Source organism: Hydrogenophilus islandicus (assembly GCF_054657095.1).
This window is the reverse complement of record NZ_BAAHXE010000069.1, coordinates 1-1012: the sequence shown is the minus strand read 5'-3', so window position 1 is coordinate 1012 and position 1012 is coordinate 1. Positions and strand designations below refer to the sequence as shown.

Genomic DNA, 1012 nt, shown 5'->3' with positions numbered 1-1012 from the left:
CAAAATTTTTCTTCACCCTCTACCTACGCGCTCTCCCGCAGCAGGGACACCTCAGAAGCTGCCGGGCGATGTGTTGGGCAATCCAATAGCGAATCGTTGCGATCGAGTCGGGTACGTGGCGTTGTGCCCTTGGGGCTTCCCCGGGGGATATACCCTTGGGGTAAGGGAGGCGCTTTGCTGAGCGCACGGTTTTTTTTGTCAGGGTCTTTGAGTCGTTGCAGGAGCAAAAAGCCGTAGGCGGCAATCGTGAGCGTAGCATGGTGGTGAAACCCGCGCCAGTTGCGCCCTTCGTAGTGGCCAAGCCCCACTTCCTGTTTGAGTTCGCGGTAATCGCGCTCGATGCGCCAGCGCATCTTGACGGTATGAACCAGCTGCGTCAATGAGTAGGTCTCGGGAAGCGTGCAGAGAAAGTAGTGGCTCGGTTCGCTTTCCGTTTCCGGCCATTCGATGAGCAACCACTCGGGTTCGCGAAGGGTGGATCGCCAATAGTCACGGTGCGCGGCACGTACCCGCACCGCCGCAAAGCGTGAGCGCAACACCCCATTGCTGCCTTCGCGCCAGGTGACCGTCCGGTAGGCGCTTTGCGGTAGGCTCTCGGCAAGCCGCTTGACCGATATCGGTTCGTGCCCAGGGCTACGACGCAGGTTTTTGGCCGGTCGCCCCCGTCCTGAGTACGGTTCCGGTTGTAAGGGTTCGACCCCAGGCGGCCACACGGTGGTCGTTTCTCGTACCGCTACCGCGTAGCGAAGACCCAACGCGGTGAGTTGATCGCGAAAATGGGTGGTGTCGCCATAAACCGCATCGGCAAGTACGACCCCAGGGGGAACGCCTGCGGCAAGCGCCTCCGAGATCTGCCTGAGTGCGATTTCGGGTTTCGTCGCAAACGTCACCGTTTCCGGCACCCCCGCTTTGTTGCGCCGCTCGGGGTCATTGGCCCACGCTTCGGGTAGGTAGAGACGAAAGGCAATCGGTAGGCTTCCTTTCTCGCTCGCCAAAGAGAGCGACACAGCGA

Annotated in this window: 1 protein-coding gene; it reads right to left on the bottom strand. The window is 60.6% G+C overall.

The features are described 5' to 3' along the window. Positions 1-23 precede the first annotated feature (23 nt). On the bottom strand, positions 24-1012 hold a 989-nt coding region (locus ACYQ6T_RS10680), incomplete at its 5' end, for an IS701 family transposase (protein ID WP_459830691.1).